Source organism: Lentzea cavernae (assembly GCF_014653695.1).
GTDB classification, from domain to species: Bacteria; Actinomycetota; Actinomycetes; order Mycobacteriales; family Pseudonocardiaceae; genus Lentzea; species Lentzea cavernae.
In genome coordinates this window covers 539,885-561,917 of the sequence record NZ_BNAR01000005.1, presented here as the reverse complement: position 1 = coordinate 561,917, position 22,033 = coordinate 539,885, and the positions used below count along the sequence as shown (strand labels likewise).

At 69.4% G+C, this 22,033-nt stretch carries 19 protein-coding genes; 9 read left to right on the top strand and 10 right to left on the bottom strand.

What is annotated here, in order from left to right; all coding sequences use genetic code 11:
• The first annotated feature begins 17 nt into the window (after positions 1-17).
• The 4 genes from IE307_RS19885 to IE307_RS19870 all read left to right on the top strand — a co-directional run bounded on the left by IE307_RS19885 (position 18) and on the right by IE307_RS19870 (position 5,585).
• Positions 18-743 carry a FadR/GntR family transcriptional regulator gene (locus tag IE307_RS19885; RefSeq protein ID WP_229904886.1) on the top strand — a complete coding sequence of 242 codons (726 nt, stop codon included), beginning with the start codon at positions 18-20 and terminating at the stop codon, positions 741-743.
• 191 nt (positions 744-934) lie between these two features.
• Positions 935-2,317: an ABC transporter substrate-binding protein gene (locus IE307_RS19880; RefSeq protein WP_229904885.1), complete on the top strand. Its 1,383-nt coding sequence runs from the start codon at positions 935-937 to the stop codon at positions 2,315-2,317.
• Positions 2,314-4,323 carry an ABC transporter permease gene (locus IE307_RS19875; RefSeq protein ID WP_191299572.1) on the top strand — a complete coding sequence of 670 codons (2,010 nt, stop codon included), beginning with the start codon at positions 2,314-2,316 and terminating at the stop codon, positions 4,321-4,323. Before IE307_RS19880 ends, IE307_RS19875 begins: the two co-directional genes overlap by 4 nt.
• Positions 4,320-5,585 (top strand): mandelate racemase/muconate lactonizing enzyme family protein, encoded by a 1,266-nt coding sequence (locus tag IE307_RS19870; protein ID WP_191299570.1) that lies wholly within the window; start codon positions 4,320-4,322, stop codon positions 5,583-5,585. The genes IE307_RS19875 and IE307_RS19870 overlap by 4 nt, the downstream gene beginning before the upstream one ends.
• Here the strand turns inward: IE307_RS19870 and IE307_RS19865 are convergent.
• Positions 5,582-6,322, bottom strand: coding sequence for a ribonuclease activity regulator RraA (locus IE307_RS19865; RefSeq protein WP_191299569.1), 741 nt, complete (start codon positions 6,320-6,322; stop codon positions 5,582-5,584). The two genes, IE307_RS19870 and IE307_RS19865, sit on opposite strands and share 4 nt — an antisense overlap.
• A 166-nt stretch (positions 6,323-6,488) precedes the next feature.
• Between IE307_RS19865 and IE307_RS19860 the strand changes: the two genes are divergently transcribed.
• Positions 6,489-8,945, top strand: a complete 2,457-nt coding sequence (locus tag IE307_RS19860) for a reprolysin-like metallopeptidase (RefSeq protein ID WP_229904884.1) — start codon at positions 6,489-6,491, stop codon at positions 8,943-8,945.
• A 44-nt stretch (positions 8,946-8,989) separates the two neighbouring features.
• Here the strand turns inward: IE307_RS19860 and IE307_RS19855 are convergent, their stop codons facing one another.
• Positions 8,990-9,886 (bottom strand): hypothetical protein, encoded by an 897-nt coding sequence (locus tag IE307_RS19855; RefSeq protein WP_191299567.1) that lies wholly within the window; start codon positions 9,884-9,886, stop codon positions 8,990-8,992.
• Between the two features lie 157 nt (positions 9,887-10,043).
• On the opposite strand from IE307_RS19855, the gene IE307_RS19850 reads away from it, so the two are divergent.
• Entirely contained in the window at positions 10,044-12,896 is a 2,853-nt protein-coding gene (locus IE307_RS19850) for an AfsR/SARP family transcriptional regulator (RefSeq protein WP_191299566.1), read from the top strand.
• Here the strand turns inward: IE307_RS19850 and IE307_RS19845 are convergent.
• The 4 genes from IE307_RS19845 to IE307_RS19830 all read right to left on the bottom strand — a co-directional run bounded on the left by IE307_RS19845 (position 12,893) and on the right by IE307_RS19830 (position 15,440).
• Complete coding sequence (locus tag IE307_RS19845; RefSeq protein ID WP_191299564.1) at positions 12,893-13,309, bottom strand: hypothetical protein; 417 nt, start codon at positions 13,307-13,309, stop codon at positions 12,893-12,895. The two genes, IE307_RS19850 and IE307_RS19845, sit on opposite strands and share 4 nt — an antisense overlap.
• Positions 13,310-13,399: 90 nt before the next feature.
• Positions 13,400-13,861 carry a hypothetical protein gene (locus tag IE307_RS19840; RefSeq protein WP_191299562.1) on the bottom strand — a complete coding sequence of 154 codons (462 nt, stop codon included), beginning with the start codon at positions 13,859-13,861 and terminating at the stop codon, positions 13,400-13,402.
• Between the two features lie 105 nt (positions 13,862-13,966).
• Positions 13,967-14,629 carry a Type 1 glutamine amidotransferase-like domain-containing protein gene (locus IE307_RS19835; RefSeq protein WP_191299560.1) on the bottom strand — a complete coding sequence of 221 codons (663 nt, stop codon included), beginning with the start codon at positions 14,627-14,629 and terminating at the stop codon, positions 13,967-13,969.
• 130 nt (positions 14,630-14,759) lie between these two features.
• Positions 14,760-15,440 carry an alpha/beta fold hydrolase gene (locus IE307_RS19830; protein WP_191299558.1) on the bottom strand — a complete coding sequence of 227 codons (681 nt, stop codon included), beginning with the start codon at positions 15,438-15,440 and terminating at the stop codon, positions 14,760-14,762.
• 113 nt (positions 15,441-15,553) lie between these two features.
• Between IE307_RS19830 and IE307_RS19825 the strand changes: the two genes are divergently transcribed.
• Positions 15,554-16,516, top strand: a complete 963-nt coding sequence (locus IE307_RS19825; protein ID WP_191299556.1) for a helix-turn-helix transcriptional regulator — start codon at positions 15,554-15,556, stop codon at positions 16,514-16,516.
• Between the two features lie 80 nt (positions 16,517-16,596).
• Here the strand turns inward: IE307_RS19825 and IE307_RS19820 are convergent, their stop codons facing one another.
• The gene (locus IE307_RS19820) at positions 16,597-17,169 is read right to left on the bottom strand and encodes a DUF3885 domain-containing protein (RefSeq protein WP_191299554.1); all 573 of its coding nucleotides are present in this window, start codon (positions 17,167-17,169) and stop codon (positions 16,597-16,599) included.
• A 73-nt stretch (positions 17,170-17,242) separates the two neighbouring features.
• On the opposite strand from IE307_RS19820, the gene IE307_RS19815 reads away from it, so the two are divergent.
• Positions 17,243-17,728, top strand: a complete 486-nt coding sequence (locus tag IE307_RS19815) for a DUF6301 family protein (RefSeq protein ID WP_191299552.1) — start codon at positions 17,243-17,245, stop codon at positions 17,726-17,728.
• Positions 17,725-18,525 carry a TY-Chap domain-containing protein gene (locus IE307_RS19810; protein WP_191299550.1) on the top strand — a complete coding sequence of 267 codons (801 nt, stop codon included), beginning with the start codon at positions 17,725-17,727 and terminating at the stop codon, positions 18,523-18,525. The genes IE307_RS19815 and IE307_RS19810 overlap by 4 nt, the downstream gene beginning before the upstream one ends.
• A 2-nt stretch (positions 18,526-18,527) precedes the next feature.
• Here IE307_RS19810 and IE307_RS19805 read toward each other — a convergent pair whose 3' ends face one another.
• The 3 genes from IE307_RS19805 to IE307_RS19795 form a co-directional block, all read right to left on the bottom strand.
• Positions 18,528-19,808: an alpha/beta hydrolase gene (locus IE307_RS19805; RefSeq protein ID WP_191299548.1), complete on the bottom strand. Its 1,281-nt coding sequence runs from the start codon at positions 19,806-19,808 to the stop codon at positions 18,528-18,530.
• Positions 19,809-19,980: 172 nt separating this feature from the next.
• Positions 19,981-21,159: a fumarylacetoacetate hydrolase family protein gene (locus IE307_RS19800; protein WP_229904883.1), complete on the bottom strand. Its 1,179-nt coding sequence runs from the start codon at positions 21,157-21,159 to the stop codon at positions 19,981-19,983.
• A 110-nt stretch (positions 21,160-21,269) separates the two neighbouring features.
• Positions 21,270-22,013 (bottom strand): hypothetical protein, encoded by a 744-nt coding sequence (locus IE307_RS19795; RefSeq protein ID WP_191299546.1) that lies wholly within the window; start codon positions 22,011-22,013, stop codon positions 21,270-21,272.
• Positions 22,014-22,033 lie beyond the last annotated feature (20 nt).

The window sequence follows — 22,033 nt, the reverse complement described above, 5'->3', positions numbered from 1 at the left end:
TCCTATAAGCTGATGACATGCAAAGGGGACAAGAGTCTCCGGACGTTGTCAAGGTCCGCACTCTGCCGGTGCAGGTGGCAGCACACCTGACCCGGCGCATCGTCAGCGGTGAGATCGAAGACGGCCGGGGGCCGTCGGAGCTCGACATCGCCCGCGAGTTCGGGGTGTCCCGCGTGGTGGCGCGGGAGACCCTCAAAGTCCTGGCCTCGCTCGACATCGTGGACGTGGCGCAGGGCCGCCGCGTCGTCGTGCGCCCACCCGCGGAATGGGACTACCTGAGTCCGTTGCTGATCGAGTGGCTGCCCGCCGAGCTCGTCGGGGAGCTGCTGCAGGAGCTGGACCAGATGCGCGTGCTGCTCGAACCCGAGCTGGCCGCCATGGCCGCGGTCAGCGTCACCGAGGAGACGCTGGAGCGGCTGAGGAACGAGATCGGCCGCATGGCCGCGCTCGAGGGGGATCCCAACGCCTACCTCGAGGTCGACCACGAGTTCCACATGGAGATCTGCCGGGCGGCGGAGAACCGCATCCTGGACCGGATCATGTACTCGGCCCGCTGGCTCGGCACGGCCAGCCGGCGCATCACCAACGAGGCGCCGGCCGCGCTGTGCAAGGCCACCGCCGACCACACGGAGATCTACGAGGCGCTCGTGGCACGCGACCCGGACCGGGCCCGCGCGGCGATGCGCAAGCACCTGGCCAACAACTCCACGCTCCTCGCGGAGAAGCAGAGCAAGCGGTCTTAGACGGCGCTGACATGGTGCCGTGCAAGCAGTTCGTCCCCTTCACCACATGAACGACCCGGCAGTGGGGCTCTCGCCCCGCTGTCCCGCCGGTTGCAACGTCGCCCCGTCGGCACGCGTCCGCTCAGCCGGACGCGGGAGGAGTTGTTGTCATGGAAGCGAAATCAGACTTATCGAGGCGGACCTTCCTCGGGATGAGCGCGCTCGGCGTGCTCGGTCTCGCAGGCTGCGGAGGCGGTACGCCCGCTCCACCGCAGGTGGACGTCCAAGTGCCCCAGGCACTACTGGACCAGGCGGCCTCGCTGCGCGGCGGGTCGGCCGGGATGCTCTCGCAGAAGCTCTACTCCGAGGCCGCGAACCAGGCCCTGGACAAGTCGTTGCAGGTCTTCGCGCAGGCCACCGGCACGACGGTCCGCAACGACCTCGTCTCCGGTGACGCCGGGGACATGGTCGCGAAGATGGACGCCGAGGTGAAGGCCGGCACCAGCCGCGACTTCGCCTTCGTGAGCGATCGGCGGTTCGTCGGCCAGCTCCACAACCTCGGCGCCCTCACCGACGTCACCGACGTGGTCGAGGAGATGCGCAAGCTCTACGGGGAGCCCGCGACGGAGGCGACCAACTACTGCGTGTTCGGCGGGCGCTGGTTCGCCATCCCGTACCACTTCATCGCGTCCGCGATGTACCTGCGCAAGGACTGGTACCAGGAGAAGGGCCTCCCGCTCAAACTGCACTACACGTGGGAAGAGTTGCGCGACAACGCCTTGGAGGTCTCCGACCCGGCGAAGAAGCGCTTCGGCTGGGGCCTCACGGTGAACCGCTCCGGCGACGCCAACGGCTTCATCGCCAACGTCATCAACTGCTACGGCGGCGCGCTCGCGGACAACACCGGCACGAAGGTGGTGCTGAACTCGCCGGAGACCGTCGCCGCTGTCACGTTCATGGGCGACATCTACACGAACCCCAAGTACACGCCCATGTTGCCGCCCGGGATCGGCAGCTGGACCGACTCGAGCAACAACGAGAACTGGCTCGCCCAGATCCTGGGGCTCACGCTCAACCAGTTCAGCGTCTACGCCGACTCGAAGACCAAGAACAACCCGGTCTACAACAACACGCACCCTTTCAACGGCGCCACCGGTCCGGCGATCGACCAGCCGCTCGCGTTCGGCGAGTCCAACTCGTTCGTCGTGTTCAAGGGCGCGAAGAACCCCGACCTCGCCAAGCTGGTGGCGAAGTACATGGTGAGCGGGACCGCGCTGCTCGGCGTCGCGAAGGGAGCGCCGTGCCTGGTGAACCCCTCGTGGGACAAGGTCTGGGACTCGGACCCGTACTACACCAGCGGTGACCCGGCCTTCCCCGCGCTGCGCGAGCAGACCCGCACGAAGCTCCCGCTGAAGACGAAGACCGGCTTCACCTTCCCCCAGACGCCTAGCCCCGGCGAGCAGGCCGCCACCGCCGCCTACCTGCTGACCGACATGATGCAGTCGGTCATCCAGGGCACCAAACCCGCCGACGCCGTCGCCGCTGCCCACACTCGAATGGTCCAGGTCTTCGAGCAGCAGGGCTACAAGCAGTGACCGACCTGCGCACGAGGCCGGCGCCGGTCCGTCCGGCACCGCGCGCGTCGTCCTCGCTCAGCCCGTCGCAGCGGATGTTCGGACGCGACTGGCGCCTCGCCGCGGTGTTCGTCGGGCCTACGCTGGTGCTGGTCGCCGGCCTCATCCTGTTCCCGATCGTCGACTCGGTCGTCACCAGCACCACGGAACGCCACGGTGCCGAGACGGTCTTCGTCGGGCTGGACAACTACACCGCACTCTTCGGCGACTCCCTGTTCCACAAAGGAGTCCTGAACTCGTTCGTCTTCACGGCGTACGCCGAGATCTTCAAGGTGACCCTCGGGCTCATCGCGGCGCTGATGCTGCACCACATGCGCCGCGGCAGGGCGATCGTCGCCGGGCTGATCCTGCTGCCGTGGGTGGTGCCGACCGTCGTCACGGCGTTCACGTGGCGGTCGCTGTTCGACCCGATCTTCGGCAGCGTCAACACCCTGATGACCGACTCCGGCATCGGACCGGCGCTCGCCGCGATCGGGCTCGTCGACCGGTGGCCCGCGGAGTGGCTGTCCGATCCCGCGCTCGCGATGCCGTCGGTCATCCTCGTCAACGTCTGGAAGGGCATCCCGTTCTTCACGGTGACGTTCCTCGCCGGGCTCAAGGCGATCGACAGCCACCTCTACGAGGCGGCCATGGTGGACGGCGCGTCGCCGTGGCAGCGCTTCGTGCACATCACGCTCCCCGGACTGCGCCACGTCATGATCGTGACGGTGCTGCTGTCGTCGATCTGGACGTTCAACAACTTCGACCTGATCTGGCTGATGACCCAGGGCGGGCCGGGGGACGCCACCGCGCCGTACGTGATGGTGGCCTACTCGAAGGCGATCCAGCAGCTGCAACTGGGCGCGGGCGCCGCGGTCACGCTCGTGATGCTGCCGATCATCGCCGTGCTCGTCGTGATCCTCGTGCGGATGATGCGGCGCAACGACCTGCCGGCGGCGAGCGACCTGGGACGCCGGCGGCTCACGCCCGCTCAGCGCGCCGCGATGCCGTGGGTCGTCGTGATCGCCTCGGTTCTCGTGCTGGCCTGGGCCTCACCGCACATCGTGTGGAAGGCCGCGTTGGTGCTGGGCGTGTTCGTGGTGCTCGCGGCCGCGGTCGGACGGCTCGTCTCGGTGCTCGCCGCGCGCGGCAACCGGCTGGCCGCACGCCTGGTCGGCGGCACCGGTTCGGGCATCGCGCTCGTCGGCCTGCTGGGGTTCGTGCTCGCGCCGCTGTACTGGATGACGGTCACGGCTTTCAAGTCCGACAACCAGATCGTCGCGCGCACCGACGACCTGTGGCCGACCCCGTGGACCACCGAGCAGTTCACGAACCTGTTCACGGGCAGGGCGTTCGGCACCTGGTACGTCAACACGATCCTGGTGTCGGTGGCGTCCACGGTGATCGCGTTGATCTGCGCGGCGCTGGCCGGTTATGCCCTGGCACGGCTGAGGTTCCGGGGTTCGGAGAGCTTCACGGTGACGATCCTGCTCACCTACGTGATGCCGGGCGCGTTGCTGTTCATCCCGCTGTACCAGTTGATGAGCGGGATCGGGCTCAACGACTCGTTGTGGTCGCTCGTGCTCGCTTACCCGACGTTCACACTGCCGTTCGCGACCTGGCTGCTCGTCGGGTACTTCAAGTCGATCCCGGCCGACCTGGAGGAAGCAGCGCTGGTCGACGGCTGCACGCGGTTCGGCGTGTTCCTGCGGATCGTGCTGCCGCTGGCGAAACCGGGCCTGCTCGCGGTCGCGCTCTTCACGCTCACCAACGCGTGGAACGAGTTCCTGTTCGCGTTCGTGTTCATCACCAAGGACGACTACAAGACGCTGCCCGTCGGGATGCAGTCGATGATCTTCGGTGACGTCGTCCCGCAGGGACAGCTGGCCGCGGCCTCGCTGTTGATCAGCATCCCGGTCGTGACGATGTACGCGTTCGGGCAGCGGTTCCTGACCGAGGGGCTCACCGCCGGTGCGGTGAAGGGATGAGCATCACGGAGGAGCACGTCGCCACGGGATCCCGCCCGAGCGACCTGCGCATCACCGACCTGCGGGTCGCCAACCTGACCGGCGTGCCGTTCCGCTCGTCGATCATCAGGATCGACACCAACCAGGGCATCGCCGGCTACGGGGAGGTGCGAGACCAGGCCAGCGCCACCTACGCGCTCATGCTCAAGAGCAGGCTCGTCGGCGAGAACCCCTGCAACGTCGAGAAGATCTTCCGCAAGATCAAGCAGTTCGGGCACCACGGACGGCAGGGCGGCGGGGTCTCCGGCGTCGAGATGGCGCTGACGGACCTCGCCGGCAAGGCGTACTGCGTGCCCGCCCACGCGCTGCTCGGCGGCCGGTTCCGCGACCGGATCCGGTGCTACGCCGACACTCCGTCGTTGCCGGACCCGCACGCCATGGGCGCCAGACTGCTGAACCGCAAGCGACGCGGGTTCACGATGCTGAAGATGGACGTGGGCGTCGACCTGCTGTGGGACGTCCCGGGGGCGCTGATCGCGCCACCCGGCGCCCGCGAGGACCTGACGACCATGCACCCGTTCACCGGGATCCAGGTCACGGCGAAGGGCGTCGAGCACCTGGCGTCCTATGTGGACGTCGTCCGCTCCGTCGTCGGCTACGACATCGCGCTCGCCGCCGACCACTTCGGCCACATCGCCCTCGACTCCTGCATCAGGATCGGCCGCGCGCTGGAACCGTTCACCCTGGCGTGGATCGAGGACCTGATCCCGTGGCAGCTGACCGACCAGTGGCGTCAGCTCACCGCGGCCGTCGCCGTCCCGACGTGCACGGGGGAGGACATCTACCTGCTCGAAGGCTTCCGCCCGCTGCTCGACACGGGCGCCATCCGCGTCGTGCACCCGGACCCGGCGACGGCGGGCGGCATCGCGGAGACCAAGCGGCTCGGCGACTACGCGCAGGAACGCGGAATCCCGATGGCACTGCACCTCGCGGCATCACCGATCGCGACGATGGCGAGCGTGCACCTCGCCGCCGCCACCGAGAACTTCCTCGCGCTCGAACACCACGCGGCCGAGGTGGAGTTCTGGAGCGACCTCGTCACCGACCTGCCCCGCCCGTTGATCCAGGACGGCCACATCACCGTGCCGGACACGCCGGGACTGGGTTTCGGCGACCTCGACGAGGAGCTGCTGCAGTGCCACCTCGACCCGCGCGACCCGGTCTTCTTCGCCGAGACGACCCACTGGGACGGCGAGTCGAGCCACGACCGCCTGTGGAGCTAAACCTTGCCCTGCTCGGCACGCCACCGCTCGTACTCGGGCCGGGCCTCCTCCGACAGCGGGTAGTACCGCCGCAGGTCCCCGCCCTCGGACAGCCGGATCCGGGAGAACTCCTCCCACTCCGCGTGTTCCTGAGCGACGGCGACAAGAGCGGGCGCGAGCTTCACCGGCACCACCACCGCCCCGTCGTCGTCGGCGACGACGATGTCACCGGGCTCGACGATCGTGCCACCGCACGCCACCGGCACGTTCACGGCCGTCGGCACGATGTTCGTCTGGGCGTGGTAGTTCGGCGTGGCACCACGGATCCACAGCCCGAGACCGAGCTTCTTGGCCTCACCGACATCGCGCAGGCACCCGTCGATCACCACACCGGCACCACCACGACCCTTGAAGTACGTCAGCATCATCTCGCCGAACACACCGCTGCTCATGTCACCGCGCGCGTCCACGACGATCATGTCCCCGGCCTGGGCGTGGTACATGACGTGCCGGTGCAACTGCTTCTCCGGCTCCTCGTACTCGTCGACGGGGTACAGATCCTCCCGTTTCGGCATGAACTGCAGCGTCAACGCCGGCCCGGCCACGCGCAGACCGGGCGTGGCCGTGACCGGCCCGCGGATGAACGCGCTGCGAATGCCCATGCGGCTGAGCTCGGCGCTGGCCGTCGCGCTGCCGAGGACCGCGAGGGCCGCGCTGAGTTCTGCGGGCGGGCGAACGATGTCGTGCGTCTCGACCACGTCGACAGCTCCCTCGGGTTCGCGATGACCACCGGTGAATCTCGATGAGACGTTCACCCGAGCCTATCCCGTGTCCGGCACTTCTGGTGCGGACAGTCTTTGCACAAAGCCAAAAAAGTAGCTTGGTGAGCCCCTCGGGGCATCGACCTCACCCAGGAGAGCTGACGTGGCACCACGTTCGTCCACACGCCGAGCACTGATCCTCGTGCTGACCGCCGTCACCGCGGGCGCGTTGCTGACCACACCGGGCGCGGCCGCCGCAGCGGACAACCCGTGGGCCAGAGCGGACAGCGGCGTCCTCACGTCACGGCAGGGGTTCACCCTCGACCGGTCCGCCATGGCCGCCGCCCTGTCCGGAACCGGCACCGTCGAGACCCTGCTGCCGACACCCGCGGGCACCTTCGAACGGTTCGCGCTGGAGGACGCACCGGTGATGGAACCGGGGCTGGCCGCACAGCACCCGGAGATCAGGACGTACGCGGGCCGCGGCCTGGACGACCCGACGGCGTCGGTCCGCGCCGGCCTGACACCGCTGGGCTTCCACGCCTCGGTGCGCTCGCAACGGGGACAGTGGTCCGTCGCCCCGCACTCCCACCGCGACCAGAGCCTCTACACCAGCTCCTACAGCCGCGACCAGGCGCCGCCCGACCCGCTGCGGGAAGCCGATGTCGAGTACACGTCACGACGGCCACACCTGACGACCAGCACCCCGAGCCCGGTGGTGCGAGCCCGCACCTACCGCCTGGCCCTGCTCACCGACCCGTCCTACGCGCGCTACTTCGGCGCGGAGAACGTGACGGCAGCCAAAGCCGCCCTGGTCAACCGGATCGCGCAGATCTACGAGGACGAGACCGCGATCCGCCTCCTCCTCGCCGACGGCAGCGACAAGACCAACCTCAACACCGACGCCGAGGCCACCGGCCCGGACGGACCGTGCGGCGCGGCCCCGTGCTTCCGCCCGGACGAGCTGGAACGGTGCGTGACCGGCACCCTCGGCAACGCGGCTACCGTGCTGGGCCAGCTGATCGGCGCGAGCAACTACGAGATCGGACACGTGGCGCTGGGCGTTCGTGGCGGGGGAGCGGGAGTGCCCGGCGTGGGCGGCCCCCACAAGGCGGCGGCCTGCACCGGTCTCGCCACTCCCACCGGCGACTACTTCGCCGTCGACTACGTGGCGCACGAGATGGGACACCAGTTCGGCGCGGAGCACACGTTCAACGGAAACCAGTTCGGCTGCGGCACGGGACAGCGCGTCGCCGCGTCCTCCTACGAGCCCGGCAGCGGTTCGTCGATCATGTCGTACGCGGGCATCTGCCAGCAGGACAACCTCCAGCGCCACAACGACCCCTACTTCTCCCACCGCACCCGCACGGAGATCAGCGCGTTCACCACGTCAACCACGTGGGACGCGGACCAGGTGCAGAACATCTCGCTGCGCGACTTCGACAGCGGCGACTCGTTCACCCTGACCTACAACGGCCGCAGGACGACCCCCATCACCCACGCCACCTACAGCCAGGAGGCGATCAAGACCGCCGTCGAGGCGATCCTGCCCACCGGCGGTCAAGTCGACGTCGCAGGCCTCGGCGACAACGTCAACCGGCCGACACCCTTCGACACCACCGGGTTCCAGGTGACGTTCAACGGAACCTTGAAGGGGCGGAACGTACCCGCGCTGGGCCTCACCGGCGCTTCTGGACTGGTCGGCGAGACGGTCAAGGGCGGCCCGCAGGACAACGCCGGCCACCGAGTCCAGCCCACCGGCAACCACGCACCGGTCGTGACCGTGCCAACACGACGAACCATCCCGGCACGCACCCCGTTCGCCTTGACCGGCAAGGCCTCCGACCCCGACGGCGACCCGGTGACCTACCTGTGGGAGCAGAACGACCCCGGCGGCGACACCAGCACCGCCCTGGTGAACAACACCAAGACCGACGGCCCCCTGTTCCGCGTGTTCGGCACCGCCGCCGTCGTCAGCGACGACGACGCGCTCAAGTACCGCTCGCCAGGAGGCAACACCGCGACCACCGACCCGAAGCGCGTCTTCCCCGACCTGGCACAGATCGCCGCGAACAACACCAACGCCACCACGGGCCGATGCCCGGCCGCGCCACCACCCCCGGCCCCGGAAACCGGCTTCGGCACGAACGTGCCGGCCGCCCTCGTCGACTGCTACTCGGAGTTCCTGCCTACCGCCGACTGGGTGGGCGTGGACGAATCCCGCACCCTCCACTTCAAGCTCACCGCCCGCGACGGCAGACAGGGCGGAGGCGGGGTCGGCAGTGCTGACACCGAACTCGCGATCGCCCCGAACGCAGGCCCGTTCCTCGTGACCTCCCACGCTTCCCCCGCGTCGTACCGCGGCGGTTCGCGGCACCAGGTCACGTGGGACGTGGCCGGGACGGCGACGGCGCCGGTGAGCGCGCACGCGGTTCGGATCACCTTCTCCACCGACGGTGGGCTGACGTTCCCGCACGTGCTCGCCGCGCACACCCGCAACGACGGGGCTGAGAACGTGCGGCTGCCGAGGGTGCGGACGGACAAGGGCCGGATCAGGATCGAGGCCGTCGGCAACGTCTTCTTCGACCTGAACGACGCCGATCTGACCATCACCGGCTGAGGCCGGCGTCCATCTCGTGATCGGCCGACACGGCTCGTGACGGTCTACGAGTAGTCGATGTCCAGGCTGGCGAAGCCCTTGGACTTGAACAGCGCCTTGCCGTCCTTCCTGAACGGGTTGCCACAGTCGACGACCATGATGCTCGCCAGTGTCGGACAGTCCAGCAGCGCCTCGACGTTCACGATCCTCTTCGAGTTCAGGACGGTCAGCTGCACCAGCTCGGGCAACGCCTGGAACACGGTGCAGTCGATCTCCGCACGGATCCCGTTGAGCCGCAACGATTCCAGTGTCGGGATCGCGGCCAGCCGGGCCACCGGGAAGTCGCGTCCGGTGCCGCCGATCTCCAGCACGCGCAGCGGCGCCACCAGGTGGTCGAAGACGTCGACGTTCTTCAGGTGCACCAGCTCCAGGTGCCGCAACGAAGGCAGCTCCTCGAGTTGGCGCAGCACCGCGGCGTCACCGGACACGTTGGTGCGGAGGAACCCGAGCGGCGGCAGCGGATCGACCACCTGCGGCAGCCGGGGCGTGGTGTAGGAGCTGACCCACATCAGCGCCCTCAGGTTCGGCAGGGCGGTGTCGGCGGCGAGCGGGCTCGAGGGCGCGCGGCCGTCGTCGTTGCCGATCACGAGCGACGTCAGCGCTGGGGACGCCAGGTGCGCCACGAGCGGTGCGGGCAGCGTCAGCGACTCCAGGTTCGCCAGGTCGGGCAGGTAGGCGGGCAGCACCGCCTTGCGCAGCTGGGCGTCGGTCGGGCACAGGGCCAGGCTGCGGATTCGCGCCCTGTCCTCGGGCCGCGGCGTGCGTCCCCACGGGATCCGGACGGCGCCGTCCTCGGTGTAGTGGTCGCACTCGGCGGCGTTGCCGACGCAGAAGATCCCGTCACCGTAGAGCGGGCTGAGGTACCGCTCACGGCTCGTGCCGAAGAGGTCGACATCGGTCATGCCGGGCATCATCCAGCTTCCGCGGACCGTGTTCGGCACGGGCCCCTGCGGTTGCGTTCCTTAATTGTCCTTCAGGATTTACGCCATCACCGTGAACCTTATTGGTTTCACCGCGCTTTCCGTGCCGAGGTGCCACCGTCTGCGCGGGGAGGTGCTCATGAAGACGGAGTTCGGCGTGCTCGGACCGCTTCGTGTTGCGGTGGAGGGGGAAGAAGTAGACCTGGACCAGCCGATGCTGCGGCGTCTGCTGGCGGTGCTGCTCTGCCAGGCCAACTCGGCGGTGTCGGCGGGTGCGCTCGCGGAGGCGTTGTGGGAGACGAGTCCGCCGTCGTCCGCGCGGAAGACCTTGCAGTTGTACGTGCATCGGCTGCGGAAGAAACTCGGTGACCCGGACCGCATTTCGCACGGGCCCGGCGGTTATCGGCTCGTCGTGGAATCGGGGGAGTGCGACGCCGACGAGATGCGGCGGCTGGTCGCCCAGGCCCACGCGACCGTCGATCCCGGGCTGCGGGCCGGGCTGTTGCGCGCGGCGCTGGGGTTGTGGCGGGGTGCGCCCCTGGCCGAGTTCGCCGACGTGCCCGTCGTGCGGACGACGGCGGACGCGTTGACCGACCGGTGGCTCGCGGTGCTCGCGGAGCGCGTGGACGTCGACCTGGACCTCGGCCGGCACGACGACCTCGTGCCGGAGCTGACCGAGGTGGTGGCGCGGTACCCGTTGCTCGAAGGGTTCCGCGCGCAGCTGATGCTGGCGTTGTACCGCTGCGGCCGGCAGGGGGACGCGCTCGCCACCTACCACCAGGCCCGCGAGGTGCTGCGCGACGAGCTGGGCATCGACCCCTGCGACGCCCTGTGCGCGCGGTACCAGGAGGTGCTGCGCGCCGATCCGGCGCTGGACCTCCCTGCCCGGCCGGGCCGTCCACGCCCGGCACAGCTGCCCGCCGCGCCCCGCGACTTCAGCGGACGCACCGGGGAACTCGCCGAGCTGGACGCCGTCGTGGCGGACGGCGCGGGGCTCGTGACGATCTCGGCGATCGCGGGTGCCGCGGGGGTCGGGAAGACGGCCCTGGCCCTGCGGTGGGCCCACCTGCGGCGGGCGGAGTTCCCCGACGGCCAGCTCTACGTCGACCTGCGCGGCGCGTCGACGGCGGACCCGGTCGACGCGGCCCACGCGCTCGGTGAGTTCCTGCGCGCGCTGGGCGTTCCCGCCGAGCACGTTCCGCAGGACCTCGAGAGCGCGGCGGGTCTCTACCGGTCGCTGGTCGCCGACCGCCGGGTGCTCGTGCTGCTCGACAACGCGCAGAACGTGGACCAGGTGAGGCCGTTGCTGCCCGGCACGTCCGCGACCGTCACCCTGGTGACCTCGCGGAGCCGTCTCGCCGGCCTGGTCGCGATCAACGGCGCGCGCCGCCTGCTGCTCGCCCCGTTGCCCGCGCACGAATCGCTCGACCTGCTCACGACCCTGCTCGGGGTCGACCGGATCGCCGCCGAACCGGAGGCCGCGGCCGCCGTCGCCGAGGCGTGCGGCCACTTGCCGCTCGCGTTGCGCATCGCCGCGGCGAACCTGCTGGACCAGCCACGCCGCCGGCTGGCCGACTTCGCGGCCGACCTGACGGGCAACCGGCTGGGCGTGCTCGCGATCGCCGAGGACGACCAGGCGGCCGTGCGGTCGGTGTTCGCCCTGTCGTACGAACGCCTCGAACCGGCGGCGCGCACGCTGTTCCGGCGGCTCGGCCTGGTCCCGGACCTCGACGCCACCGCCGAGATCGCCGGCGTGCTGGACGCCGGGTGCGGCGCCCGGTCGCTGGACGTGCTGCACGACGCCCACCTCCTGGACTGCCGCACGCCCGGCCGTTACGCGTTCCACGACCTCATCGGCCTGTACGCCGGGGAACGTGCGGAGGCGGAGGAGGACTCGCGGTGCCGGAACGCCGCGCTGGACAGGCTCCACGCGTGGTACGTCGGCAGGCTGGCCGCGGCGGACCGGCTGCTCGTGCCCTACCGCCCGACCGTGGTCGAGGCAGGCCCGGCGCCGTTCGACACGGCACTGGAAGCGCTCGCGTGGCTGGACGACGAGAAGTCCAACCTCACCGCCCTGGTCCGGCACGCCGTCGCGACGCGGCGCTACGAGCCGGCCTGGCAGATCCCGTTCCTGCTCAGCGGCTACTTCGAGCACCGCGGCACGTGGCTGCTCGGCGTCACCCTGCTGCGGCACGCGGTCGACGCCGCGACCGCCCTCGGCGGCACCGACCTCGAATGCCGCACCAGGGCCCAGTTCTCGATCGCGCTGGTCCACTCCGGACGGATCGCGGAGGCGGTGCTGGAACAACAGCGCTGCCTCGCCATCGCCAGGGAGACCGGGAACCTCCAGCGGGAGGCGGCGACGTTGAACAACCTCGGCTGGATGCACCACGAACAGGGCGACACGGCGGCCGCCCTCGCGTCCTACGAGGCGTCACTGGCCCTCTTCACCGCGCTCGACGACCGCGGCTACCTGGCCATCGTGCTGCAGAACGCGGGCGACGCGAGGTCGGTGCTCGGCGACTTCGCGGGAGCCGTCGCCCACCACGAACGTTCGCTGGCCATCGCGCACGAGGACGATCTCGTCGGCCAGCAAGGAGATTCGTTGCTGTCACTGGGCCAGGCACACGCGCGGGCACAGCGCCACGACGACGCGATCCGATACTTCGAGTCCGCCCTCCTGCCGATCGCCAAGACCGGCAACAAGATGACCGAGGCCATGGCGCACCGCGAGCTCGGCCTCAGCCTCCGGGCGATCGGAGAACCCGCCGCCGACGCCTTCGCCACGGCCGCTCGTCTCTACCACGACACCGACGACGTGCACCTGGCCGTGGCCGCCTACCTCGACCTGAGCGATGCCCAGGCCGAGACAGGCGACCTCGGTGCCGCGCGGCACGCGTTCGACTCGGCGAGGCGGCTGCACCTCCGGGCCCCCGACCCGATCAACGTCCGCCGCCTTGCCCAGGTGGCCGCGCAGCTGATGGCGGACTAGAAGTCCATGACCCCCGCACGGGTCACGTAGTTCCCTCCGCCCTTGAAGATCCGCACGTTGAAGCGCGTGCCGTCTTTCACGTCGGTGGCGATGTTGACCCAGCTCCCGCCGGCCGGGACGGAGGTCTCGTAGTTGCACGCCGACGTGTGGTTCACGAAGATCACGCACGCGCGGTAGCTGGTGCCGTTCGTCGACCTCAGGTTGATGTCGTTGCACTGCGACGACGTGATGTACGCGCCCAGGTCGATGTACGACTCGGTCTCGAAGTACAGGCTGAACGACGCCGAGTAGGGCGCCGCCCGGCACCCGGCCGCCGCGTGCACCGGCCCGCCCTCCGCCTGCGCCGGCGCGAACGACCCGAGCGCGCCCAGCAACGCGAGTGCGGGCAAGACCCTGGTGACTGTCCTGCGCATCTGGATTCCTCCCTGTTCCAGTGGTGATGGGGGAATCCTGCGCAGGGCCGGTTTCACCGCGGTTTCACAGCCGCGCCCCGCTCCGCTCGCCTAACGCAGGTGCCTGCCGATCCGCTCGAACTCGGCAGCCATCTCCGGGGACGCGAGGAAGTCGTCCAGACGCGCGGAGACCTCGTAGTCGACCGCCTCCAGCGACCGGATCGCCAGCTGCGCGACGAACTCGGGGTCGCCACCGTCGAGGAAACCCGCCCAGTGCTCCAGAGCCTCCAACGCCCACAGCACCTGCGGGTCCATGTCCCCGTCGGACAGCGTGCCGGCGTCGATCGTCTCCAGCCACGCCCGCAGCTGGTCGGGCGTGCTGGTGGCCGGGTCTGTGCGCGCCTGCTCGAACGCCTGCTGGGCGTCGTCGTCGAACTCGGCCTCCGCCGCGTCCGCCAGGTCTTCGCCCGTGGTCAGCCGGACCACCGTTTCCGCGCCGAACCGTTGCCGCTTGTCGTCGTCGGCGGCCGCGACGAGTTCGCGGACGGCCTTTTCCACCTCGCTGTAGTGCACGGCGCCATCCAACCAGCCAGACCGGAACCACCGTGCTGTTGGAGCACTAGTCGAGACAGCGCAACGAACCGACTCGATCCCACAGCTGTTCATGACGGTGGGGGTTCATGAGGAAAACAGCTTCCACTGCCCCTCCGAGACGACCTCCACAGTGCCGTCGACAACCTTGATCGCCGTCTGGTCGTCGATCGCGTACGCCGGCCCCGCGATCTCGGCCACCCACTTCTCCGCGGCGGCCATGGTGTTGTACGGCATGAGACCCAAGTGCGGGAAGATCGAGAAATCGACGACCCCGAGCGTGCTGTCACCCCCGTCCGGTGACGTCCACTCGACGAAGTAGTCACCGATCCGGGGAGTCATCACCATGCTGCCCGCGCTCAGCCCCACCCAGACGGTGTCCCGCAGCGAAGGCAGGAGGTCCGCCAGCCCGGACTCCCGCATCCAGTGGCACAGGTACATCGCATCGCCGCCGGCCACCAGCAGGACATCGGCCTCCCGCACCCAGGGAACCCACCGCTCCTCGCTGATGCTGGGCAACGCGGTCAGCTCCAGGACACCCACCGACTTCCACCCCAGATCGGTCATGGGCAGGGGCGACCGGCCGGAGATGAAGCGCCAGGCCGAGTCCGGTCCGCACCAGGGATGCCCGTACTGGGCGGTGGGGATGCACAGGGCATTGGAGTCGGCGATCGGTTTGCCCAGCAGGTCGACCAGCGCATCGCGGATGCTCGGGTTGCTGACACCTGCGGACGTGAGCAGAAGCCTCACGCTTGCCTCCTGTACGTGGCCGTCCTGACGCTCTGCGGAGAGCGATCAGTCGTATGGGAGGACAGACTGGGCACCGCAGCGAAACTCATCGGCACGAGCGGCCTCAGCCCTGTGGCGAGCGCGGTTCCCGTCAGGCCGTGCCGGCCGCGATGAGCCGGGCGAGCTCGGCGGGCTTGGTGTGCATGGGCCAGTGGCCGGAGTCGATGTCGACGAACTCGACGTGCTCGGCCCTGGCGAGTTCCGGCACGTCGCCCGCGCTGATCCACTCCTCGGCCTGAGCGGGGGTGAACTCGGGGCAGACGACCACGACCGGGACCTTGAAGCGCCGCTCGTCGGTCAGCCGCACGACGCCCGTGGCCACAGCACCGGGAACGGGGATGGCGTTGGCGGCGAACGTGCGCCTGGCGTCCTCGTCGAGGTCGGCCGAGTCCGGTCCTTCGAACGGCTCCCAGCCGGGGAAGGGCATGGCGCCGTCCCGCAGTTCGAAGAAGTCGGCGTAGGGCGTGCCGTCGGCGGCCGGGAAGCCGCCGATGAAGACGACCTGGGAGACCTTGTCCGGTCGTGCGTCCGCGGCCAGCCAGGCCAGGCTGCAGGCGGCCGAGTGCCCGACCACCACGGGGTTGCCGGAGGCCGCGTCCACGGCGTCGAGCACGGTCGCCACCTGGTCGTCGAGCGTGGCGGAGGTGGATCCGTCGCCCTGCCCGGGCAGGGTCAGCGGCACGGGGCGGTGACCCCGTGCCCTCAGCGCGGAGGCGACGTCGTCCCACGCGGATCCGTCGAGCCACAGGCCTGCGATGAGCAGGATGTCCACGGTCAGTTCTCCCTACTTCCGCGCGGCCAGGTCGCTGCGGCGCACGCTCACGCTAGAGGCGATTCCGGACGATCTGCTTCCGGTTCATCGGGAAGATCGCCTAGCCTGCCCGAGTGCCGAGCGACATCAGCCCCACCGCCAGGGCACTGCGCGCCCTGGAGATCCTCCGGACGCGCCCCGGCACGACGGCCGACCAGCTCGCCGGCCGGCTGGGCGTCACGGAGCGCGCCGCCCGCCGCTACATCGGCATCCTGCGGGAGGCGGGCATCCAGGTCGAGTCGAGCCGAGGCCCGCACGGCGGGTACCGGCTCCGGCGCGGGGCGAAGCTGCCCCCGGTCGTGTTCACCCAGGCCGAGGCGCTGGGGCTGGTCATGGCGGTGCTCGACGGCCAGCCCGCCGCCACCGAGGGCGAGGACCCGGTCGGCGCGGCGCTGGGCAAGGTCATCGAGGCGTTGCCCGAGAACGTCGGCAAGGAGGCCGCCGTGCTGCGCGAGCACGCCAGCGCCGCACCGGACCGGCGGTCGGCGAGCCCGGATCCCGCCATCACCAGCGCACTGGTCGCCGCGGCGGCGGCCCGGCACCGCGTGCTGATCGCGTACCGGAGCGAAGCGGGCAACGCGTGGAAGTCCGAAGTGGACCCGTGGGCGGTCGTGGTCCGCCACGGTCGCTGGTACCTGTTGTGCCACTCCCATCGAGCGAACGCGATTCGCACCTATCGAATCGACCGGGTTCGCACGGTCGCCCAGACCGCGCACGAGTTCGAACCACCCGGAGACCTCGACCCGGTCGCGGCACTGGAGGAGAACCTGGGCACGGGCTGGGCGTTCCCCACCCACGTCGTCTTCGACGCCCCGCTGGCCGAGGTGGTGCCCTGGATCCGGCCTCCCATGGGACGGTTGCACCCGTCGGGGGAGGGGTGCGTGCTCCTCGGCACCACCAGCAATCCGGCGATGTACGCGCAGGAGTGGCTGGCGGCCGTGCCGTTCGGCTTCCGGGTCGAAGGTGGAGACGAGCTGCGGGCCGCGGTCATGGCGGTCGCGACGCGCTTCACGGCGGCCTTGGGCCAGCCGGACTGAACCCGCCGCGCGCCAGACCTTTGCCGCCTGCCACCGCTCGATTCACCACCCGAGCGCGCCCAAGATCTAGGACAGAGGTTCTACAGCCCGGACGGGTGGGTGGAGAGCCAGTCGGCATGCCGTGAGCACAGTTCGTCGCGTTCGGCGCTCGTGGTGAGGATGACGTCGGCGCCGCCGTCGTACGGGTGGTAGGCCCGTTGCAGATCGGCGTCGATGATCAGCACACCCGATGTGGCGTCGTTGGCCACGGCACGCAGGAGTGTGTCGATGCAGCCGCGTTCCCACGGGATCCGGCTGACGTAGACGTGCGTGTAGATCTGAAAGTCAGGATCCGGATCTTCGAGGACCGAGGTCCAGTGGTGGGCTCCTGGGTGCCACACCGTCTGTTCGTGCGGGCGTTCGGGCGGTGCCGGTGTGCGGGACCAGTCCGATGTGACGACGTGGACGTCGACGCCCGCGAACAGTTCGTCGAGGACGGTGTTGTAGCGGTCCAGGACGATCGCCCATTCATCCTCTGTGTCCGGGTAGCGCTTGGACTCCGGCAGGCTGTGGAATCGCACCCACCGGTCTCGCTCGCAGCGCAGGTCGTGGCCGATGGGCGGGCAGTCCGGCCAGCGTTCTTCCCATCGGCGCAGCAGTTCCTCGTCGGGCACCGGGAGACGCTATCCCGCCGACCACCGTCCGCTCATCAGGTTTTCGGCACACGGTGCATGAGAAGATCGAGAAGTGAGTTGGAAAGCGATGACGCCCGTCGAGGCATGCGACCTCATGGCCTTCTGGGAGGCCGCGCCGTGGCCGCTCACACGGGACCAGGTGCAGCAGCGAGCCGTCGAACGTCTCGGATGGACGATCGAGATCGAGGACGGCGTCTCCTACCTCATGAACTCGGTGTCGGGTTTCACCGCCCAGGACGTGTCGACCATCGGATCCAGGGGCGACCTGTCCTACCTCCACCTCGACCTGGCGGACAAGATCCGTGAGGTCACCGCCGAATCGAGGCGGTTCCTCGGCGATGCCTTCACCCTGAACGTGCGCGAAGCCGAAGGGCGCTGGGGCGTGCCGGCGATGCGCGACGCGGAGTCGGCGACGTCCGCGACCTGGAACACCCCGTCGGGCGGACGGATCTCCTTCAGCCTCGCCCCGAAGAGCCTCGTCGCCACGTTCGAAACCCCGCAGGGCGTCGAACTCGACCGGAGGGCCGGACACCGGTGAACCCCGACCGCATCCCGGCGCCCGGACGATTCGTCCGCTACCGCGAGGTCGAGTACCGGCTGCAGCACTCGCCCGGCAAGTGGTGGATCGCGTCGGACCACGAAGTCGACGAGTCGTTCACCAAGGCGGGGCGCCGCTACTTCGTGAGGCAGATCGGGCACGACGACGTGCTGGACTGCTACGACCTCTCCCGCCCCGGCACCTACCGCGGCATGCCCGTCGAGGTCGTCACCGACTCGCCGCACGGTTATTGGGTGACCACGCGCGACCCGATGGCGGACGTGCAGGGGTTCGAGCGGGCTGATCACCGCGGGCCGTTGCAGAAGCTGATCGCGTTCGGTGACCCGGAGTTGCAGTTCACCGTCACGCACACGCCGGTTCCGGTGCCGTGGAAGATCGCGCACGACTGGGAGGTCTTCACCGAACGCCTCACGGACGCGTTCCGCGACGTGACGGACGGCGTGTTCCTGATCGTCCACGCGGCGGCGGATCCGAGGCGGTACGTGCAGTTCGCCGGTGCGCCCGACCGGCTCTACGCGGAGGCGCCGGGGGCGGACGTCGCGAAGGACGCCGACGAGTTCCAGTTGCGCAGGTTCGACTGGGTCGCGCCGGACGTCGCGCAACCCAACTGGACGTCGGAGCTTCGGCGCCCGGCACTCACGAAGGAGTTCGCACAGTTGGCGCGGCGTTGCGTTGCGGCGCTTCATGAGGCGTACGGGATCACGAGTCCGGAGGAACTCCGGTACCGCGCGTGGCGCGAGCCGGCTACCGCGGTGGAGTTCCCCGCACTCGACTGAGCTCAGCGTTGCCAAGGTGATTCTGTCGCGGTGTAAGGCTTGGCCGGCAACGCTTCTCCGGTGAGGAAGGCGGCTACGGCTCCGCCGGTGTCGAGCGGCTTGTCGGCCAGAACGGTGTGTCCGGCGCCTTCGACGGCCAGCATCGTCGCCTGGGGGAACGTGTCGCGGTACTCGCGGGTCACCTCCCAGCGGAGGTAGTCGCATTGCGCGCGCAGAACCAGCACGGGCGTGGGGTTGTGGCGCAACGCCGGCCGGGGGTCGGTGGCCTTCGACGCCGAAGCGGTGGTGGCGATGTTGACCCAGAGGCCGTATCCGGCGGGAGCGGGCCGTTCGGCCTCAGCGGCATCGGGACAGCCGGAGCTCATGTTGAGGCTGTGCACGAATTGCTGGTAAAGCGCGTCCGCGGTGTCGGCGGGCATCAATGTGCCGGCCGCGCGCAATCCACCGAATTGGGCCAGGAAGTACGTCGCCGCGAATCGGGTGTGCTCCGCGAACTTGTCGGCCTGATCGTTCTGACCGTTCGGTGTGAGGCTGCCGTCGGTGAAAGAATCGCTGGACATGGCTCCGGGACTGGCGACGACCGCCTGGGCGACGTTGCCGGGATGCGTGGCCATGTAATGAGCGGTGAGCTGGCCACCCCAGGACGAGCCGATCAGCACCATCTTCGGCGCAGCCAACTGCTGACGGATGGCTTCGAGGTCGGCGACGTGCCGGTCGAGCGTGTAGTCCTCCGGATCGAGCCGGCTCGACTGGCCGGCACCGACCTGCTGGTAGCTGTACACGGCGAATCCGGCAGCCGCGAGGCGCTCAGCGAACCCGTCGATCGTGGTGGACGGAGATCCTGGGCCGCCGTGAACGAGCAGCACCGGTTCGGGACGCGTGACCGTCCCGGCGGTGCGGACGTAGCCGATCCGGGAACCCGTCGGCAGGTCCCAGTGCTGAACGGCCGGGCCGGCCAGTGGCGTGTGAGTCGCGGGCGCCCCGAACCACGCCCAGGACAGCCCCGCCGCCAGGAGGAGTGAAACCGTGAGGGAGACGGTCAGCCGTCTGCGGCCGTCTGGAAGTCGAACAGACAACCGGGCCAAGCCGAACACGCACACAAACGCGACCAATACCGCAACAACGTAGGACAGCAATGCGTTCTCTGTCGCCTGCGCGGTCAGAAGCAAGGCGGCGAAATAGAGCAGTACGGCGATGAACACCGTTATGGCTGCCAAGAGCCAAGCGGAGGCGATGCGTAATCGGCCGGGCCGGACCCTGTTCGCAGACGCGGAATCGTTCATGGCTTGGACGCTATCGGGACGGAATGTTTCTCCTCATCCGCCGGCGGTGGCTGTTGGAAGTAGTCCTGCGGTATCACGGAAGTAATACCGCAGGACCATGCGCCTGGGTAACAGGGAGCCGGCGACCAGGAGGACACCCCGGGGCCTCCCCGCACTCATGACCCGGCACAGCTCACGCAGGGCGCAGCAGACCGCGGGCGGCGAGGTTCTCCATCAGCGCGGTGATGCCGAACGTCCAGTCCTCCGCGTCCTCGGCCGTGTTCACGACGTTCGTCAACGCGCCAAGCCGGGGTGAGGAGATGCGGACGACGTCCCCGACCTTGTGGGTGAACCCCTCGCCGGGCTGGTCCCGGTCCTCGGTGGGAGCGAACATCGTGCCGGTGAACAGCACGAAGCCGTCGGGATAGCGGTGGTGGGCGCCGAAGGCGTGGGACACGAGTTCCTCGAGCTCCCGGCTGATCTCGGAGACCGGGTTCACGCCGTGCAGCTCGAACCCGTCGGGGCCGGTGACGTCCAAGGCGATCTCGGTGGCCTTGGCGTCCGCCAGGGTGAACCCGTCGTCGAACAGCCGGAGGAACGGTCCGATGGCGCAGGAACCGTTGTTGTCCTTGGCCTCGGTGAGCAGGAGGGCGCTGCGGCCCTCGAAGTCGCGCAGGTTGACGTCGTTGCCGAGCGTCGCGCCGACCGGGTTCCCGAGCGAGTCCACCACGAGGACGAGCTCGGGTTCGGGGTTGTTCCAGGCCGAGCGGGCGAGGACGCCGATGTCGGCCCCCAGTCCCACCGCGGAGAGCACGGGCGCCTTGGTGAAGATCTCGGGGTCCGGGCCGATGCCGACCTCGAGGTACTGCGACCACAGGCCCTCGGCCTGGAGGAGCCTCTTCACCTCCGCGGCCTCCGCGGAACCCGGCTTGAGGTGGGAGATGTGGCCCTGGACGATCGCGCCCACCTTCTCGCGGACCTCCTCGGCCCGCTTGGGGTCCCCGTCGGCGCGCTCCTCGATGACCCGCTCGAGCATGCTGCGGACGAAGGTCACGCCCGCGGCCTTGAGCACCTGCAGGTCGACCGGAGCCAGGAACCGGGGAGCCGCACCGGCCGGGTTCGTCGTGGCGGCCAGTACCTCTGCCAACGGCCACGACGTGCCGCCGGGGTGACTCTTGACGATCTCCAGCGCGTCCGGCCGATCGAGCAGTGACGACACGGTCGGTGCCAGCGACGACAGGTCGACGACCCGCTCGCCGCGGATCGTCACGACCGACGGGCCGCCCGCGGACGGGTCGAAGACCCTCGCGACGAGGGTGGCGTCCGCCGCGTCCTGGGGGAGTACGTCGGCAGCGTTGAGTGAGATCCCCACGGAAGTCCTTCCTGTTCGCACCGCAGATCAGCTCGAACTCGCCGATTCTCCCTGAAAAGGTCCGCGCCGGACCCGGTTCTTCGCGGGTCCGGCGGCTCATGTCCTGCTCGTCAAGCGTTGCTGGCGAAGAAGTAGCACTCGCCGGGGTCGGGGTCCGGGCGCAGCTGCTCGCAGTTGAAGATGATCGAACCGTAGATCGGCGTCGCGGCCGCGGAGCTGATGGGCGGGTCGATGACGTTCCAGCCGAACGCCACCTGGTACGAGCCCACCTCGGGCAGGTAGAGCGACGGGGCGAAGTGGTTGTTGGGGACGTTCGTCGGCATCGGCGTGACCGGGCTCGCCACCGGCGCCGTGCAGCCGAAGCCGCCGGGCAGGCAGACCGAGGCGTGCTGGACCTGCAACGGGAGCGGGGTCAGGTTCGTGACGGTGGTCTTGATCTCCCTGACCTGGTGGCCGCTGAAGAAGAAGCTCGCCTGCACGCCGATCTCGCCGTGCAGGACGCAGTTGACCAGTTGGCCGTTGACCACCTGGCAGCGGTAGTAGTTGAGCGGGATGTAGACGCCCTTCTTGAGCTTCCACCCGTAGAAGCGGCCGTTCGCGCCGTTGTTGGTCAGATAGCCGGACTGGGTGGTGAAGGCGGCGGCGGACATCTCCTCGGCGGCGGTGTCCAGGTAGCTCGCGACGGCGGCGGGGGAGGAGCCGGCCTGGACGCCCGCCTCGCGGCAGGTGTCCAGCGAGAGCGTGCACCCGTACTGGAAGGTGTTCTTCGGCGCGGCCGTGGCCGTTGCCGGGAACACCAGAGCGGCGAGCAACGCGGCGAGGCCGAGTGCGATGGAGATCGGGTTCCGTAGCAAGATCGTCTCCTCGGTTCAGA